This is a genomic window from Mycobacterium sp. SM1, assembly GCF_018361265.1.
Taxonomy (GTDB): domain Bacteria; phylum Actinomycetota; class Actinomycetes; order Mycobacteriales; family Mycobacteriaceae; genus Mycobacterium.
The window spans coordinates 1,540,235-1,555,572 of the sequence record NZ_JAFLNH010000001.1; the positions used below are offsets into that span (position 1 = coordinate 1,540,235).

12 protein-coding genes are annotated in these 15,338 nt (G+C 67.8%); 5 read left to right on the forward strand and 7 right to left on the reverse strand.

Annotated elements, in window-relative coordinates; translation table 11 throughout:
• Positions 1-35 precede the first annotated feature (35 nt).
• The 5 genes from MSM1_RS07080 to MSM1_RS07100 form a co-directional block, all read right to left on the reverse strand.
• Positions 36-587, reverse strand: a complete 552-nt coding sequence (locus tag MSM1_RS07080) for a hypothetical protein (protein WP_213440816.1) — start codon at positions 585-587, stop codon at positions 36-38.
• Between the two features lie 142 nt (positions 588-729).
• Positions 730-1,302, reverse strand: a complete 573-nt coding sequence (gene sigM / locus MSM1_RS07085; protein ID WP_307857298.1) for an RNA polymerase sigma factor SigM — start codon at positions 1,300-1,302, stop codon at positions 730-732.
• A 74-nt stretch (positions 1,303-1,376) separates the two neighbouring features.
• The gene (gene murJ / locus MSM1_RS07090; RefSeq protein ID WP_213440818.1) at positions 1,377-5,147 is read right to left on the reverse strand and encodes a murein biosynthesis integral membrane protein MurJ; all 3,771 of its coding nucleotides are present in this window, start codon (positions 5,145-5,147) and stop codon (positions 1,377-1,379) included.
• Positions 5,144-7,549, reverse strand: coding sequence for a hypothetical protein (locus MSM1_RS07095; protein ID WP_213440819.1), 2,406 nt, complete (start codon positions 7,547-7,549; stop codon positions 5,144-5,146). The genes murJ and MSM1_RS07095 overlap by 4 nt, the downstream gene beginning before the upstream one ends.
• On the reverse strand, positions 7,546-8,286 hold the full coding sequence (locus MSM1_RS07100) for an NUDIX hydrolase (RefSeq protein ID WP_213440820.1): 741 nt from the start codon (positions 8,284-8,286) through the stop codon (positions 7,546-7,548). The genes MSM1_RS07095 and MSM1_RS07100 overlap by 4 nt, the downstream gene beginning before the upstream one ends.
• 166 nt (positions 8,287-8,452) lie before the next feature.
• Between MSM1_RS07100 and MSM1_RS07105 the strand changes: the two genes are divergently transcribed.
• The 4 genes from MSM1_RS07105 to MSM1_RS07120 all read left to right on the forward strand — a co-directional run bounded on the left by MSM1_RS07105 (position 8,453) and on the right by MSM1_RS07120 (position 12,495).
• A complete protein-coding gene (locus tag MSM1_RS07105; RefSeq protein WP_213440821.1) occupies positions 8,453-9,037 on the forward strand; it encodes an IS607 family transposase in 585 nt (194 codons plus the stop codon).
• 1 nt (position 9,038) lies between these two features.
• Positions 9,039-10,418, forward strand: coding sequence for an IS607 family element RNA-guided endonuclease TnpB (gene tnpB / locus MSM1_RS07110; protein ID WP_213440822.1), 1,380 nt, complete (start codon positions 9,039-9,041; stop codon positions 10,416-10,418).
• A 94-nt stretch (positions 10,419-10,512) separates the two neighbouring features.
• Entirely contained in the window at positions 10,513-11,955 is a 1,443-nt protein-coding gene (locus tag MSM1_RS07115) for a CCA tRNA nucleotidyltransferase (RefSeq protein ID WP_213440823.1), read from the forward strand.
• A 24-nt stretch (positions 11,956-11,979) separates the two neighbouring features.
• Positions 11,980-12,495 carry a pullulanase gene (locus tag MSM1_RS07120; protein ID WP_213440824.1) on the forward strand — a complete coding sequence of 172 codons (516 nt, stop codon included), beginning with the start codon at positions 11,980-11,982 and terminating at the stop codon, positions 12,493-12,495.
• A 16-nt stretch (positions 12,496-12,511) separates the two neighbouring features.
• Here MSM1_RS07120 and MSM1_RS07125 read toward each other — a convergent pair whose 3' ends face one another.
• Positions 12,512-13,477, reverse strand: coding sequence for a class I SAM-dependent methyltransferase (locus tag MSM1_RS07125; RefSeq protein ID WP_236054786.1), 966 nt, complete (start codon positions 13,475-13,477; stop codon positions 12,512-12,514).
• 162 nt (positions 13,478-13,639) lie between these two features.
• On the opposite strand from MSM1_RS07125, the gene MSM1_RS07130 reads away from it, so the two are divergent.
• Positions 13,640-14,245, forward strand: coding sequence for a YqgE/AlgH family protein (locus MSM1_RS07130; protein ID WP_213440825.1), 606 nt, complete (start codon positions 13,640-13,642; stop codon positions 14,243-14,245).
• 93 nt (positions 14,246-14,338) lie between these two features.
• On the opposite strand, the gene MSM1_RS07135 is transcribed toward MSM1_RS07130, so the two are convergent.
• Positions 14,339-15,241 carry an LpqN/LpqT family lipoprotein gene (locus MSM1_RS07135; protein ID WP_213440826.1) on the reverse strand — a complete coding sequence of 301 codons (903 nt, stop codon included), beginning with the start codon at positions 15,239-15,241 and terminating at the stop codon, positions 14,339-14,341.
• Positions 15,242-15,338: the final 97 nt, after the last annotated feature.

The following is a 15,338-nucleotide window of genomic DNA, read 5'->3' on the forward strand; positions in this document are numbered from 1 at the left end:
ACGCCGGGGCGGGCATAGCTTGTTCCCAGTTCACTCTACGGGCGGCGGACGAGCGCGCTGGCCAACAGGGCGGTATCGGCCGCACTACAGCGCGGCGCCACCGCGAGCACCAGGAGTTGATCGGGGCGATCCGCGGGCAGCACCAGCACCACACCGGGTTGGCCGTTGATCCGGATCGGCTGGGCGCCCAGCACCCGGGCCGACGAAGGATAGCCGAGGCCTTTCAAGCAGGACACGCGATGCGGCGCATCGGTGAACGGACCATAGTCAGGGCTGCGGTCGAGCAGTCCGAAAATCTGGCCGTCAGACAGCGGGATCTCGCCCGCCCGCGAGGACACGGTGATGTGCTCGATAGTGCCCGGGGCGCTCGGCACGGTCACCGGCGCGCCGCTGAGGGCAACCGTTCCAAGTACGATCGCAGTGGCGACGGCACCCACACCGGTCGCAGCGGCGATCGCCTTCACCGGGCCGGTGACCGGGCGGGCCGCGTGGGCGGCGCGGCGAGGGATGCGGACCGGGGCATCCCCAGACCGCAACGCCGCCGCGAGGTGCGCGTCGACGACCTGATCATGGTCGGCTTCACCCATCTACCCCAGTGTCCGTCATGCGCCGAGCCGCCGCTATGCGCACCCGTGGATCGCCCGGCCGCGCGCATCGGTTGGCCGGTGGACGACACCGCCTCACCAGCATGCACGCGGCTCTGCCGCGGACTAGAACACCCGACCCCGGCTAGCCGCCCGCACCCCCGGCGGCCGGCGTATCGAGGCAGCCGAGCAGGACGCCAAGGCGGGCGCGCGCTCGTGCGCAGCGGCTTTTGACGGTACCCTCGGCAACTCCGAGGATCCGGGCGGCGTCGGCGATGGAGTAACCCTGCATGTCGACGGCCACCACGGCAGCGCGCTGATCGACGGGCAGCCGCATCAGGGCCCGCTGAACCATGATGGCGGTATCCGCCTGGGCAGTTCGATCGGCAACCGGGTACTCGTCGTCGAGGGTTGTCGTCGGGTGGGTCTTGGCGCGGCGCAGCCGGTCCAGGCAGGCATTGACCACGATCCGGTGCAACCAACTGCTCACCGCGGCGTCGTGGCGAAACGCTCCGGCGGCCCGGTGGGCGGAGAGCATGGCGTCCTGCAGTGCGTCGTCCGCGTCTTCAGGATTGCGACTGGTAAGGCGGGCAAGCCGGCGAAGCTGCCGGCGATGACGCTGGAACAGCTCTTGGAAAGCGTAGCGGTCACCGGCGACGTGAGCGGCCAGCAATTCGGCGTCGCTGCGTTGCCGGCGAACCCTCCCCCCGAAATCCACGGCCGGACCGTAACCCATCGGCCAGCCGGTGGCACTTCACCCGGTGGAGCCTGGCACCTCGTCCCGCCCGGTATTCAGGGCGCTGCGTGCACGGCGATCTCAGGAATCGCGGCCCGGCTCTTGCCCTCCGTGGTCCCCAACGTGGAGATCCACACCAGTAGATCCGACGTCGCCGATGCGGCTTTGACCGGAATCCTGTTGTGACCGGGTTGCAACACGGTCGGCGGGGTTAACACCGTGGTGTCATCCAGTTTGGCCGGCGTCGCCGTCGGTGACGACCGGACTTGCACCGTGGTGCCGGTGCTGGACACATCGATGTCGACGGCGCTGACGACGGTGGGATTCGGCAGTTGCAGCAGTAATCCGACACCGTTTTTGAAGCTTGGGAAAGGCACCGCGTCGTTATAGATGTCGGTCGACCACGCCGTCGCTGGGTTGCCGTCAATTGCCAGTCCCGCCTGGCCGGGGTTGTCGGGATCGCCCTCCGGGGAGAACACCGTGACCCGCACGGGTTTGACGATGCCGCCGACCGTCACCGGGGCGGCGGCAGACGTCGAGGTCGGAGTTGGCGCGTTGAGGCCTAGTCCGTCCTTGTCGAGACCTCCTCCGACATCGCCGAAGATCCGGCTCAGCACCGATGCCAGCACCAGCAGGCCCACCGCGATAATGGCGAGCGCGGCTCCGAGGCCAATCGTGACGTTGCGGCGGCGGGCCAACACCTCGTCATTTGAGCGGGGAACCGGCGACACGACGGCAGCTGGCGGCGCGGGCGCGCCGATCGGGGCCAATACGTCGGTGCGGTCGGCCACCACCGCCGCCTGCTGCAACAGATTCAAAAGCGTTGAGGCGCTGCGTATTCCTCCGTCCTCTTGAACGGCTCGCACGGCGACCGCAGAAATCTGGAACGGGATGTCGGGGTCGACGGAACTGGGTTCGACCGCCTGCCCGGCCTGATCGCGGTCAGCGGGAGCCAATCCGCTGCGCACCCCGAATTCCGGCAGCGGCCACCGGTTGACCAGCAGGGCATACAGCGCTGCGCCGATTCCGCGGATGTCGTCCCGAGGGTTAGCCTCGGGCATGGTCGCCGGGTAGGCGAGCGCGACCTCGCCGGCAACGCTGACACGCAACCGGCTGGGGTGGTCGATCGCAAGCGCGATGCCCATGCGGTGGGCGGCGTCGGCGGCCGCGGCCAACGACTGCATGGCCCGAACGGCGCCAACCGGGGAGGGTGAAGTGTCGGCAACCTCCTGCAGCGAGCCGCCACGGATCCACTCGGCGACCACCAACCCGCCCTCGCCGGTGCGGATAACGTCAAGCACCCGGGCGATACCCGGTTTGTTGATTCGGCTGAGCCGCAGTGTGCGAGACAAGATGTCCTGCAGCTCATCCTCCGGCAGCGCCCCGTCGGGGTCGACGAACGTCAGCGCGACTTGGCGGTCCAGGGCAGTATCCAGGGCTTGCCAGAACTGTAGGGGCGGCGCGCCGCCGTGAAAGACCAAAAGACGGTAGCGGCCCCCGGCGATGTGGGCACCAGGAACCAAGTGGACATCGTCTCTGTCTTTAGCGTCTTTAGCCAGGTCTTTAGCCAGCGCCGATTCCGCGTTTTGCTTGCGGGGCGCGTTGCCCGGGTTCGTCTCAGTTGCCGGCTCTGCCAAAAACGGGCCGCTAGGTTTGTCGGGCCGCTGCGTTTCCGCCGCGGCGGCGGGCGGCAGCCCAGCGGGACCATCGGATCGGAAGTCGATGACCGGCCGCACCGGTTCGGTCTGCGGCGTGGCACTCGGTGAGACGATGTCGGATGGGCGGTTGCTCACCTCCGGTCCTTTCCCTGGCCCCGCTGCGGCCGCCGGTCCGGCAGGCGGTCGCCGAGTCGGCTCATGGAGCGAATATCCATATCCCCCCGGTGGGAAACAATTCCACTGTTCAGGGTACGTGACCGGGCCGCGGGAGCGTGACCGATCGAGGGCAATCGCCTCCTCATCGGTTAATTTGCTGCGAGCGGGCAGCCAAGGGTGCAGGGCGATCGCCCACCTGCGGGGGAGCGGTGCCTGGCGTTCGCTACGTTCCCTAGAAAGCGTGCCGCTGCCGAGCCACCGGCGGACGGCCGCCCGGGCGGCCTGAGCCTCGGGGATCTGCGCACGCAGCATGACCACCGCCATGATTGGCAGCATGATCACCGCAAACACCAGCAGTCGCAGCAACGATCCGAGACCCCCGCCGTGAATCGTCAAGGCGCGCAGACCAAGTAGCCAGTCCACTATCTGGGCGATCAGACCCGCAAGCAACGACGCAGCAACCGTTACCAGGACCGTTCGCACCTCCCGGACGCCAACCAGATGGCCACCGGCCGGCAGGAGTGCGCGCCGGAGCAAATAGTAGCCGACGATCGCGCCGGCCAGAAACCCGAGACCGTTCGCCAGCCCCAGATAGCCAGCGACCAGTTGGCGATCGCCGGTGACATGCGGCGCCAGCACCGAGGCGATGACCTTGACCGTGGTGATGACGGCGATGAGCACGATCGGCGTCCAGGGTTGTTCTCGTGCGTAGAAAACGCGCAGTTGCAGCAGCACCAGGCCGTACGGGACCAATGTGAAGGCGGACAATGCGATAGCCGCACCCAGGTAGCCGGCGTCGACTTCGCCGAAATGGCCGTAGGCGAACAACGCGCTACCGATCGCGGACCCGCCGACGGTCATCAACGCGACGATGGGGATCAGGGTGAGCATGATGAGTCGGGTGGCCAGTGACAGGTCGGCGAGGACGGCAGGGATATCGTTGGCGGCGGCGTTGCGACTCAGCCGCGGCATCACCACCGTCAGTACCGTCACCCCGATCATGCCAAAGGGAAGCATTAGCACCAGCCAGGTGTAGTTGTAGATCGCGGGTCCGGAAGCCGCTGCCGCACTGGCGATTTGGTTCCCGACAACCAGCCCGAGCTGGCTGATCAACACATAGAGCACCATCGCGGCGGCCATCGTGCCGAACCGTTTGAGGCGTTGATCGATGCCCCACAGCGGGCGCAGCCTGATGCGCTCACGCCGGATCGCCACCATCAGGGCCGCCGTTTGGGCGAACACCCCAAGGGTCGTGCCGACGCCCAGCACCAGCAGTTTGGCGTTGCCCATCCGAACCGGGTCGACCGAAAGCTCGCCGGGCACCGCCAGGTAAACACCCAGCGCGGCGATCGCGACGACGTTGTTGACAACCGGCGCCCAGGCCGGCGGCCCGAACACATTGCGCGTGTTAAGAATCGCCATGAACACCGAGGAAAGCCCATAAAAAATCACCTGCGGCAGCAGCAGGTAAGCAAACGCGGTCGTCAAGGGCGCGTTGACCCGTGGCTCAGCCCCCAGCATGAGGCGTACCAGCAGGGGCGCGGCCAGCACCGACACCACGGTCGTCACCACTAGCAGGCAGCTAGCCAGTGTGACGAGGCGCCGGACAAACGATTCGCCCTGGTCGGGATCGTCTTGCTCGGCGCGGGCCAGGACGGGCACGAAAATCGCGGTGAACGTCGCTTCGAGCACCAGCGCAGCCACCAGATTCGGGAGCTGATTGGCCACCGAGAAGGCGCTGGCGAGCGCCGCGCCCAGGATTGCGGCGAGCAAAACGATCCGGGCGAAGCCGGTGATCCGGCTGATCAACGTCGCGAGTGCTACGCCCCAGGACCGCGACACCAGGGCCGCGTCGCTAAGTTCCGGTCGCGCCCGGGGTGCCGCCGGCGCCGGCGGTAGCGACCGGCCTGGAGGTGGGGCCGCGTCACGTCGCGGTGGCCGGTGACCGGGCTGCGCAACCGGTCGCCGGGGCGGTGGCTCGGCAGGGGGTACGTGCCGCCTGGCGGGATTCATACTCGGTGCTCTTCAGCCACGCGGGGGGGTCGCTCGTCGCGCGGGCCGGGGCGCCTTGCTCTTGAGGGTTGTGGCCGATCTAAATCGGCGGGGTCGGGTTGTCCGCGAAACTGGTGCCAAAGCCGCCGGCCGGCCAGCGTCACCAACACCGCCGCCGCGGTCAGCGTGATCGCGAACAGCGTCTTGCCATAGGCGTTAGAGTGCACCGACAACCGCACAGGCGTGCCCAGAGGCAAACCGTCTGGAGTGCGCAACGACGCGTCGATGGCGAAACGCTGCGTGAAGTTCACTTCGATGGGCACCCGCAACGGCAGATAACCGGGAGGCAACTCGACCGTACCGATGTCGGTGACCACCATACCGGGCGGAGCATCGACCCGAAGCCGCACCTGGATCGGAACAGCCAAGCCGTTGTGCAACGCCAGCGGAAGGGGACTGTGTTCCGTGGCCAGGGTGTAGGACCCACCCGGATTGACGATGGTCACCGCGGCGAACAAGTCATTGATGGTGTCGCCGACGATCCGCAATCGCTGCAGGGCCAAGCCGTTGCGGGTAGCGGGCCGCTCGGACTGGCTCAGGGCCCGCAGCATATCCTCCCGCAGCGGTGCGGTGTACTGCACGCCGGTCAAGCCGGTGCGGGCATCGGTGCTCAACGCGGAGGTGAGTCCCCACAGCCGCCCTACCTGACCGGAGATCAGGGCAACGACGTTGTCGTCGAAACGACCACGAATGTCGGCGTGAGGATCTATCGGCTGGGGGGCGGCGGTGGCCTCGGCGTCGATGACGAGCGCCGGCAGTGGCCGCGGCGCCGCCAGGCCCGCGTGAATGGCAGTGGCCAGCGTGGTCAGGATCGCGTGCGCGTCTTCGGCTTGAAGGTTCCAGCATGCCGGTGGCAACAGCACCTGGGCGCGTGGTGCGACGGCGGGCTGCAAGCTGCGCCACAGCATCGAGCCCAAAGCGTCCTGACGGCGGGCCGTGCCCGAGTCGTGCCTGAGCCGAGCGGCCCATGAGGCATCCCGGTAGGCCGGTACAACCGGCTCGGCGCCCATCGCCGCCAGCGCGGCGCCCACGGCAGGATCGAATGGCGCGCTCACGACCTGCGCGGCAACCCGCCGTGGCCGCAGATTAGCCACGGCGAGCCCGCCGGTATCTGAATCGTGCCTGGAAAGCTCAGCGGGGGCGATAACCACGGTCGCACCGTTGGCATCGAGCAGGTCAACGGCCCGGGCGGTGAGCGGACCGTCGGCTATGAGGGTGGCGCCCCTGGTGGACTTGACGCCGAGAATCTGGTCAACGACATCGCCGGCACTGCGGGTGGCGATCTCGCCGAGCCCGGGATCGCCGACGCGTTGCAAGGCGTCCAGGTCGGCCTGCGCGTAGGGGGTAGCCACCACACACACGCGGTGAGCCAGGGTGCGTAACCGGTCTAGCCAGACCGCCGCGGCAGCCTGCCCACTTCCCGGGTGTGCGGGAGCGCCCGGCTGCAGAGCGCTACCGCCTGATGAATTGGACACGACGTAACCGCCGGTCATCGCATTGACGGTGACCAGCAGATCCGGGTCGACGGCTAGGCATAGCGCCCGGCTGACCTCCCCATCGGGATCGACGTCACGGCTGGTGGCGAATTCGACCGCCGACAGCATGAGGTCCAGCCGGCCGCCCGGTGCCAGCGACGTCGCCAGCTCGTCGTCCACCAGCCGCACGGGTACGGTGCCACCGGGTACACCAGGAGATAATCGGGGCCGGTCTGCTAGCGGCCATAACATGGTGATCTGCACTGGTTTCGACGTGTCCGGGGCGACCACCGAGGCCAGCGCGTTGGCAGACGAGCCGGCCGGATCGGGCGGCACGCCGATTACCGGCAGCAAAAACCGGGCGTCATCGAGGCGGGCCGGCGCGCCGTAGTCAGGTGTTCCGTTGACGTTTACCAGCAGTGGATAGACCCCTGGTTGCTCGATGCTCAGCGACGGCGCAGTCAACGAGCGCACCGGGGCGGAGAGGGTGAAGGCGACGTTGTGGCCACGTTGCAGGTCGGTCGCCACCGTGAGGAAGTCGGTCACCGGCTGGTATTGATCAGTGGCGCCGTCGAGAGCGGTAGACAGGCCCGCCGACGAGGTGACCGCCGCTGCCCGCTCGAGGCGCACCATCACGTCGCGGACCGGACGATCCCCGACGTTGCTCACGATTCCGGTGAGAGTGACGACGGGCTCGCTGGTGGTGGTGACCACGTCGGGAGAGACATGATCAACTCGGACCACCACAAACGGTGTCGCACCGGGCTCGCCCGCCAGGGCGCGCGGAGCGGCAGCGGACATGGTGAGCAAGGCCCCTAAGCCGGCTGTGATGCCGGCCACCACGGCGAGGCGCACGACAGCTGCCCGCCGACGCCGCGGGGTAGTCACGGGCTTGGACCGCGACGGTTCTTTCGGCCCGGCGCGGTAAGCCCCAGGAATTGGCGGCTGCGCGAATGCGTCTGTGCGCGCCGCCGTGGTTTGCTCGGCGGCAGCGGCGGCAAGGCGGCCGGTCCGTAAGCCTGCAACTTGCCGATCAGCTCGTCGGCCACTTCGGCCAGCCGTCGTTCGTCGGCGTAGGCCAGCCGAGAAGGCAGTTCCTCCAGCGGTACCCACGCCACCTCTGCGACCTCGAGATCCTCTTCGGACAGCTCTCCGCCGGAGCACTGCATCAGATAATGGTGCACGGTCTTATGCACCCGGCGCCCGTTGGTGACGAACCAATAATCGATGCGTCCCAACGCGGCCAGCACGCTGCCGCGAATCCCGGTCTCCTCGGCCACCTCGCGGATCGCGGTCTGCTCAGCGGTCTCACCGACTTCGATGTGCCCCTTGGGCAGCGACCACAGCATTCGGCCGCGCCGGTCAACACGACCGATCAGGACCGCGAGCTGCTCCTTCCGCGGCCGGTCAATGCCGTCGACAACTAGGCCACCCGCGGAGATCTCGTGTAGCGTGCGCGACCGCTCGGCGCCGCGGGAAACTCTCCGGGCGCGACGTTTTTGCGCCTTGCCGGACACGTCGGTGGCACCGCCGGCCAGTTGGCTGTCGGCGCGGTTCTCGATCGCATCGGCAGCGCGACGGCGACCCCGGCGCCGACGTGGTTTGGCTGTTTCGCCGTCCGACACCCAAGCGATAGTAGCTGGCATCCGGCCGGCGTCTCGGGCGCACTCGCCGGAATTGCGATGCGAGCGGCCCGGTCGTGGGCGCCCGGCGGCGTCGCGCGACGGGGTTGTCAACTGTTGCGGCGTGGGTGGTCGGTAGTTGTCGGTGGTGTGCTGTAGGAACAGGGGTGTGAATCTTGCGGTGTGGGCTGAGCGCAACGGTGTTGCGCGGGTGGCCGCGTATCGCTGGTTCCACGCCGGGCTGTTGCCGGCGCTGGCGCGGCGAGTGGGTCGGCTGATTCTGGTGGATGAGCCGATCGGCGCGGCTGGCCGAAGATCACGCACGACCGTGTACGCGCGCGGCTCCTGGGCTGATCAGAAGGCTGATTTGGATCGGCAGGTGGCGCGGGTGACCGCGTGGGCCACGGCAAAACAGATCCCGGTCGACACGGTGGTGACCGGGGTTGGTTTCGCGCTCAACGGGCACCGCCGGAAGTTTCTCGCCGTACTGGGTGACCCGACGGTGAGTCGGATCGTGGTCGAGCGCCGGGACCGGTTCTGCCGGTGCGGCTCGGAGTACGTGCAGGCGGCGCTGGCCGCCCAGGGCCGTGAGCTGGTGGTGGTCGATTCCGCTGAAGTCGATGACGACCCGGTGGGCGATAGGAGCGAGATCCTCACCAGTATGTGCGCTTGGTTGTATGGCAAACGCGCTGCGCCGAACAGGGCCAAGCGTGCGCTGGCGGCCGCGGCGTCCGACGAGGTGGGGGTGGCCTGAGATGCCGCGTTTCGAGGTGCCCGACGGCTGGTGTGTGCAGGCGTTCTGTTTCACCCTGGACCCGAACGGGGGCCAGGCCCGCGCGCTGGCGCGGCATTTCGGGGCCCGCCGCAAGGCCTACAACTGGGCCGTCGCCACGCTGAAAGCCGATATCCGGGCGTGGCACGCCGCCAGTGTTAAGACCGCGAGGCCCTCGCTGCGGGTGTTGCGCAAACGCTGGAATCAGGTCAAAGACGAGGTGTGCGTCAACAGCCAGACCGGCGCGGTGTGGTGGCCCGAATGCTCGAAAGAGGCCTATGCCGATGGCATCGCCGGCGCGGTGGACGCCTACTGGAACTGGCAGAGCTCCCGATCGGGCAAACGCGACGGCAAGCCGATGGGCTTCCCCCGGTTGAAGAAGAAAAGACGCGACGCCGACCGCGTGACGTTCACCACCGGAGCGATGCGCGTCGAACCCGACCGCCGGCATGTCACGTTGCCGGTGATCGGCACCGTCCGCACCCATGAGAGCACCCGCCGCATCGAGCGACTCATCGCCAAGGGCCGCGCGCGGGTGCTGGCGATCAGCGTGCGCCGCAACGGCACTCGACTCGACGCGAGCGTGCGGGTGCTGGTGCAGCGGCCGATTCAGCCCGGCGTGGCGCTGCCCGAGTCGCGGGTCGGTGTCGACGTCGGGGCGCGCCGGCTGGCGAGCGTGGCCAGCGCCGGCGGCGGCGTGATCGAACAGGTGGCTAACCCGCGCCCGCTTGAGGCGGCGCTTCGCGAATTACGGCATGTGTCGCGGGCCCGTTCACGCTGTGTGAAAGGCTCCCGCCGGTATCGGGAGCGCACCACGCAGATGTCTCGGCTGTATCGCCGGGTCAACGATGTCCGCACTCATCACCTGCACGTTCTGACAACACGATTGGCCAAAACCCACGGCCGGGTCGTGGTGGAAGGATTAGACGCCGCCGGGATGCTGCGGCAAAAGGGCCTGCCGTGGGCTCGCGCCCGGCGGCGGGGACTCTCCGATGCCGCCCTGGGCACCCCGCGGCGGCACCTGGCCTACAAGGCTGGCTGGTACGGGTCACGGCTGGTGGTCGCTGACCGCTGGTTCCCGTCGAGCAAAACCTGCCACCTTTGTGGGCATGTGCAGGACATCGGATGGGACGAAAAGTGGCAATGTGCCGCGTGTTTGGCGGTCCATCAGCGCGATGACAACGCCGCGATCAACCTCGCGCGCTACGAGGAAACCATTAGCGTCGTCGGCCCAGTTGGGGCCGCCGTCAAGCGTGGAGCCGACCGTAAGACCCGGCCTGGCCGGGCAGGTGGCCGTGAAGCGTGGAAGGGACGCGGCCGCAAGGCCGCCGAACAACCCCGAGACGGGGTGCAAGTCGCGTGACCACTAAAGATCACTCACTTGCAACGGTTTGGTGGTCGCGCTCTGTTTCCGGTCGTGGGCACCCGGCGGCGTCGCGCGACTACGCTGATCGGACGTGTCCGAAACCGCCCAGGATGGCGACCTGCTGACCACCGCTGCGGTGGCGTTGAATCGGCACGTCCAGCTGTTGGGGGAACTGGGCACGTTGTTCGCCGCCGCGGGCCGCGAGTTGTACCTGGTCGGCGGGTCCGTCCGAGACGCATTGCTCGACCGGCTGAGCCCCGACCTAGACTTCGCCACCGACGCTCGCCCCGCAGAAGTGCAGCAGATCGTTAGAGCGTGGGCCGATACGTTGTGGGACACCGGTATCGAGTTCGGGACCGTCGGTGTCGCCAAAGGGGATCACCGGCTGGAGTTCACCACTTTCCGCGCAGATCGCTACGATCAGGTATCGCGCCACCCGGAGGTGTTTTTCGGCGATCGTCTCGACGACGACCTGGTGCGCCGAGACTTCACCGTGAACGCGATGGCGGTGCGGATCACGCCGAAGGGGCCAGGTGAATTCTTGGATCCCCTGGGCGGTTTGGCGGCGTTGCGCGCCCGCGTGCTGGACACCCCGACGGCGCCGTCGGTGTCCTTCGGCGACGACCCGTTGCGAATGCTGCGCGCCGCCCGGTTCGTTTCCCAGCTTGGGTTCACCGTCGCCCCGCGGGTCCGGGCGGCGATCGAGGATATGGCACCGCAGCTGGCTCGAGTCAGCCCTGAGCGGGTGGCCGCCGAACTGGATAAGCTGCTCCTCGGCGCCGACCCGGTCGCCGGCATCGACCTGATGGTGCAGAGCGGGCTTGGCGAGGTGGTGCTGCCGGAGGTGGGGGGCATGCGGATGGCGATCGACGAACACCACCAGCACAAAGACGTGTACCAGCATTCGCTGACGGTGCTGCGCCAGGCCATCGATCTGGAGGATGAGGGCCCCGATCTGGTGTTGCGGTGGGCAGCGCTGCTGCATGACATCGGCAAGCCCGTGACCCGCCGCCTGGAGCCCGACGGGGGCGTCAGCTTCCACCACCACGAGGTAGTTGGCGCCAAGATGGCGCGAAAACGGCTACGGGCGCTGAAGTATTCCAAGCAAATGGTTGACGACGTATCACAACTGGTGTACCTGCATCTGCGTTTCCACGGTTACGGCGACGGCAAGTGGACGGATTCGGCGGTGCGCCGCTACGTCACCGATGCGGGGCCGTTGCTGCCCCGGCTGCACAAGCTGGTGCGCGCGGATTGCACCACGCGCAACGCGCGCCGGGCCGCGCGACTGCGGGCCAGCTACGACGAATTAGAGGCCCGCATCGCGGCCCTGGCCGCCCAGGAGGATCTAAACCGGGTACGCCCCGATCTGGACGGCAACCAAATTATGCAGATCCTCGCCATCCCGCCCGGTCCCGAGGTCGGCGAGGCCTGGCGCTATCTCAAGGAGTTGCGGCTGGACCGCGGGCCGCTCAGCCGTGAGGAGGCAACGGCGGAGTTGCTGGCCTGGTGGCGCTCGCGCGGGAACCGGTAGCGGCCACCCGGCGTCCGAACAGTCATGGAGTACTGCTTAGGAGACAGCGGCGGGACCGCGAAGATATGGGACGGGCAACCCGACCTCGATCTCGACGGTGACGGCAGGCTGGATGCGATTGGCCTGGATTTGGACGGTGACGGCATGCGTGATGATGCGCTGGCCGATCTAGACGGGGACGGAATCGTGGATCACGCCGTCCTCGACCTCGACAATGACGGCACCGCGGAGAGTTACTTTACCGACGACGGTTCCGGGACATGGACGCTTGCAGTGGATCGCGGCGGGCAGTTGCGCTGGTTCGGTCTTGACGGGGTCGAGCATAGCGGCACGGCGCTGGTCGACTTCGACGCCGACGGGCGCGCCGATGACCGACTGGTCGACAACGACGGTGACGGGATTGCCGACCGTGTGCTGTTGGCCAATGACGCCGGCGTGTTCGACACCGCGTATGTGGACGGTGACGGTGATGGGCGGTGGGACGTCAAGCTCAGGGACGCTGATGGCGACGGCGCTGCCGACAGCGCCGGCACCCTTTAGCCGCCTGTCAACACCGCTACGCCGCTGGGCTGGCCTGAGTGACACAGAAGAGACGCCGCGGCAGCTCGCCTTCGGAGAACTCGTGCACATCGATCAGGTTCCACCCCGCGGCGAGCTCTTCGACGAGCCGCCTGGAGAAATAGTGCACGGCAAAGCCGCCGTGCTCGTAGATGTCGTCGCCGTGGGATATCCCGGCGCGATAATGCGCGTCACCGGTGTGCCGGGCGGTGTAGACGAATACTCCGCCGGGCCGCAACACTCGGCGCACATCCGCTACGACGGCACGAATAGTGCTGGTGGACAGCGCCATACACAGCAACATGTGGGCGAATACCGCATCGATGGAGGCGTCGCCCACCGGCAACGGAGCCCGGACATCGTGCTGGATAGCGGTAATTCGATCACACAGCCCTTGCGCTGCTGCGGTAGTGGTTAATTGACCGAGCGCCGTGGTGCTGAAATCGGTGACTTGCACGGCGAGTCCGTTGCGGGCAAAGAACAGCGCGTCACGGCCGTGACCGCCGCCGAGTTCGAGCACCGTGGTGGTCCCCCGGGACCTGAACAGCTGCAGGGCGTACTTCGCAGCCGCCGACGGCTCCTCGCCGTAGAGACAGGGGTGGGCGGCGTATGTCTGTTGCCAGTGCATGTGCTGGGCCAGCGCCAGCTGCGCTTCCGCCGTTTTGGCCCGGACTGCGGCCAGCAACTCATCACGCGACGGAAGCGCGCGCGACCCGTGCTCGGCCGGGTAGCGCCGACACCCTAGGTCCGGCCGGGAGGGCACCTGCGGGAAGAGATCCGCGCCGTCGATCACGAATGTGGGGGAGCCGGTGAAATTCAGGGCGGCGGCGCTCGCCGCGCTGTCGATCACCACCGTGTCGAAGGCGGCTCCGGGCAAGCCGACGGCGTCTAACACGTCCCGAAACAAGGCCGCGGCCGGGCCGCGGTGAGGGCAGCTCGCCACGACACGAAGCTCGCAGTGCATAGACGCCATTCTCCGGCCGCCAGGAGTGTTCGCCAGTGCCGGCGGTGCCCGTGGCGGTGCGGCCGGGCCCGGCACCGAGCACCGTGAAACCGCGACTCCTCGGCGGTGGGATGTATCGGCGTGCGGACCTGCGGGAGCGTTGCGGGGTGCCATGATGGTGGGGTGGCGCCGCCCGAAGATCCCGAAGACTATGTCGCACCCGCCGCGCATCGCGTGCGAGCGGGCACGCTGTTGCTGGCCAGCACCGATCTGCTGGAGCCGACGTTTCGCCGCAGCGTGATCTACATCATCGAGCACAATGACGGCGGTACCTTAGGCGTGGTGCTCAACCGGCCCAGCGAAACCGCCGTGTACAACGTGCTGCCGAAGTGGGCTCGGCTGGCGGCCAAGCCGAAGGCCGTGTTCATCGGGGGGCCGGTCAAAAACGATGCGGCGTTGTGCCTGGCGACCTTGCGTGTGGGCGCCGATCTGCACTCCACCCCAGCTCTGCGGCACGTGTCCGGGCGGATCGCGATGGTCGACCTGGACGCCGATCCGGAGGCGGTTGCACCGCTGGTCGAAGGAATCCGGATCTTCGCCGGCTACTCGGGCTGGACTATTGGCCAACTCGAAAGCGAAATCGAGCGTGACGACTGGATCGTGTTGTCGGCGTTACCATCCGACGTTCTGGTTGGGCCCGGGGTCGATTTGTGGGGGCGGGCGCTGCGGCGCCAGCCGTTGCCGTTGTCGCTGCTCGCCACGCACCCGATCGACGTCAGCCGGAATTGACCGTGCGGAAACCGCCGGGTGATCATTACCGACCAATGGTTTTCGCACCGGCACGTGGGCGGGCACGCGCACCGTTGTCGCGCTAGGCTCACGCTAGGGCGCGGACCGCGTCACCGGCGTCGGCTGCGGCACCGGGACCGGCCCGGGCGGCGCGGTCGTGGGGGATGGGGTCACCCGGAACCCGTTGACGATGGCGTCGGTGGCCGGTGCCTCGGCGACGGCCTGGGCGACATCGGTGGACACCGTCAGCGACACCAGGTAGCGGTCCGGCCCTGAGCTGGCTATGACATGGCGGCGTGAAGTGTTCAATGTCAGGTCGTTTTGGCGATAGGTGCCCTCGATGATCGACGACGGGAACCCCCCAAAATCAGCCAGGGAGGCACGGGTGGTTTTCCATGCCGGCAGCTGCCGGCTGTCGACATAGCCGTGGGTGATGGCCTGTCTGGGGTCGAAGTCACCGACCAGCTTGTAGACCACCACCTGCGCGTTCGATGTGTACAGACTCCTACTGAAGCGGTTGGCGATCACGGTGAACGCGTCGGGCACATTGGGGTCGGGCACCGGTGCCCAGCCGGCTGGCATCGGCAAAGTGATGTCGAGAGCCTTGAGGGATTGCGGATTTTGGGGTTCCAGTTTGACCCCCTTGGCCTGCAGGTACTCCCGTATCGTGCCGGAGTCGGCGGGAACCAGCGTTTGCGGCGGCGCCACCACCGCGGCTGGCCCTGGCGGCGCGGGCGGTGTCGGCGGCATCGGCGAATACAGCGGGTTGGGCATCACCGATGGCGACGCGCCGGACCTGCTGGTGCCGACCCTCTCGGGACCGACCGCGACGGTCGGGGTTACCGTCACCGGCGCGGGAATGGCCGGCGACGGCAGCACCGGCTCTGCGGATGCCGTGGTGCCCGTCCAGGCGATGATGCCGGCTATGCCCAGGGTGAGACCGCCGGCGCATGCTACCGCCGCTGGTACTCGCCAGCTGCGGGCAAGCTCGACCATGCGCGGTGATCCTTCCCCAACGGGCCTAGTCGTCGAGCTGACTGTAACCACAGCTCGGCGGTGACCGCCAGGCTCGGCATAGAGCTGGGATGAAGCT

Bases quoted from the DNA above. Each gene is read 5' to 3' on its own strand.
- MSM1_RS07135 (WP_213440826.1), bottom strand. From the start codon at position 15,241: ATGGTCGAGCTTGCCCGCAGCTGGCGAGTACCAGCGGCGGTAGCATGC.
- murJ (WP_213440818.1), bottom strand. From the start codon at position 5,147: ATGAATCCCGCCAGGCGGCACGTACCCCCTGCCGAGCCACCGCCCCGG.
- tnpB (WP_213440822.1), top strand. From the start codon at position 9,039: ATGCCGCGTTTCGAGGTGCCCGACGGCTGGTGTGTGCAGGCGTTCTGT.
- MSM1_RS07125 (WP_236054786.1), bottom strand. From the start codon at position 13,477: ATGCACTGCGAGCTTCGTGTCGTGGCGAGCTGCCCTCACCGCGGCCCG.
- MSM1_RS07120 (WP_213440824.1), top strand. From the start codon at position 11,980: ATGGAGTACTGCTTAGGAGACAGCGGCGGGACCGCGAAGATATGGGAC.
- MSM1_RS07080 (WP_213440816.1), bottom strand. From the start codon at position 587: ATGGGTGAAGCCGACCATGATCAGGTCGTCGACGCGCACCTCGCGGCG.